General features: G+C 56.2%; 2 protein-coding genes. Both read right to left on the bottom strand.

All coding sequences use genetic code 11. The features are described from left to right. Positions 1-245 precede the first annotated feature (245 nt). Positions 246-995 carry a DUF4376 domain-containing protein gene (locus tag ACTHSL_RS12445; protein ID WP_440381637.1) on the bottom strand — a complete coding sequence of 250 codons (750 nt, stop codon included), beginning with the start codon at positions 993-995 and terminating at the stop codon, positions 246-248. Positions 996-1,016: 21 nt separating this feature from the next. Next, a partial coding sequence (locus tag ACTHSL_RS12440; protein ID WP_440381636.1) for a hypothetical protein occupies positions 1,017-2,048 on the bottom strand: 1,032 nt, incomplete at its 5' end.

Raw genomic sequence — 2,048 nt, 5'->3', positions numbered from 1 at the left:
GATTGGCAACCGATCGAACAATACCTGAATCGTCAAAGAGCCCGTTACCTTCGAGACCACCGCGGCCGTCCCGCCTAGCCTGACGGCAATCTCGCAATGGCTGTACTTACCGCGTGTCAAAACACGGGTCAACCCATCGGTAAACCGTGCCGTTCATACGCGCCAGCCGCTGCCGTCGGGGCGGCCTTTGTAGAGGGCGAGATAAATTTTCTGTTCGCTCATCTGTTGGTCTACCCGTCTTCAATTTACTCATAGTTTGCCACCCAGCCGCCGCTGTAGTCGTATTCCAGCGGGTGTTCGGCTTTAAGCATGGCGGCTTTATGCTTCTCGACATTGGCAAAGTCGGCTTGTTCGTTATCGTGCATGGTCTGCATGATTTCGCGCAGCAGTTCGGGGGTGAGCATCAAAAAGCTGTTGTCCATCGTCTTCCAGTTGATGGGCTTCTTAAAGCCGCCCGTTACGCTTTCCAGTGCCAGTGCCAGATATTGCAGGCGGGTCGCGTCGTCGGTCTGAAACCACTTGCCGACCGATTTGGCGTACACCCCGTGGCGCAGGTTGTCGTAGCGCTTGGCCTTGATACGCTCCCACACCTCATCCTGCTGCTCAGCTTTGAGCCGGGCGGCAACGTCTGGAGGCAATATCCAAGCCTTGGTTTTGGCATCCCACGTCTGATATTCGTTCTCTCGCGGCAGCAGGGTCAGCTCGGCGGGCAGCTCGCCCACCTGTTCAATTTGTACTGCCGCACCGTCTGCCGTGCGGTAGGCGGTCTTGCCGCGATGGTCGGGCAGGTATTGCCATTCGGCCCTTTCGGGTAGCCAGCGGGCGGCAAAGCCTGCGCGGGTTTCGGGCGGCTGGGTGTCCACGCAGCCGGCCGGCAATAGGTAGCCGCCGTCTGCGGCCAGCGGGTCGAGGTCGGCCACGGTTTGGTGCAGGTAGAGGTTGTCGGCATCCAACTGGCAGACGGGCTTGGTTGGCGGGTATTGGTTTTCGCTCATGATTTTTTCTTTCAGACGGCCTTAAATTTTGATACAGGCCAAGAGGGCGATGTTGCGCGGGCGGTTTTCGGCGGCGGTCGGGACGACTCGAGAGGCATTGAAGTCAAACGCGGCAGGGGAGTCTCCGCCGTCTGTGGTATCGTATGTCCATGTTTTCCAGTGTTTCCGACTGATAGCCAGTGCACCCGTGGCGGTGGCCTCGTCAAAGAGTTGATGCCCGCTGTTGTTACCAACGTCTATAGAACCCGTGATGTTGCGGATGGCGTCTCCTTGCGCCGACCCTAACGCACGCCCACGGTCTATACCGCGACCGTCATCCCAGCCGCGGATAAATTCACCATGCAGGTCGGGTAAATTAAAGGTGCTGCGCCCGTCACCCGCGCCGTTGGCTTTGAGCCAGCCGGCGGGAGCGGTCTGCCCGGCAAAATGGAAGACCGTTCCTGACGGCACGGATGATTCGATAGCGGCTGATAAATCGGCAGGCGATACGGTTAGTTTTGACCATTCGGTCCAGTTGCCATTGTAGTCCTTGCCGCGCCGCCATATCTCATCGGCATCAAACGGGATATAAATCTGATGCGAGGCGATGTCGGTATCGCTATTATACGCAGACGGCATACTCAACAGGCTGCCTGCCTTGCGAGTAGGGTAATTGCGCTCTGCTGTGGCATTGACGTTTAGTCTTTGCCCGTATATACCCGGAAAAGTGAGGCTGTTAAGGTCTTCAGTGGTTAATTTTTTCGTGTCTGCTTTCTCCGCCGTAGCCTCTGCCGCTTTAGTGGTAAATAATCTATCAATGGCTGTTTTAAGCTGTTTGGTGTTTGTTTTATTAGGTGTAATGCCGACCAATTCCAGCACGCCGAGTAATTCGCCCTGGATTTGATTCAGCCACCATGCGGGAAGGATGGTGCCGAGTTCGCTCACGCCGTCACCGTCGCGGAAGATTTTGTCGGGGGTTTCGATGGGGTACATGAGTTGTAGAAAATAACCGCGTTGTTTACACCACAGGTTGGGAAAAGTAAGCCTGCAAGACCTCGAACGGCGTATTACCGT

Origin of the sequence: Neisseria sp. P0008.S010 (genome assembly GCF_051962715.1) — a bacterium.
Classification (GTDB): domain Bacteria; phylum Pseudomonadota; class Gammaproteobacteria; order Burkholderiales; family Neisseriaceae; genus Neisseria; species Neisseria elongata.
This window is presented reverse-complemented; position numbering and strand designations above follow the sequence as displayed.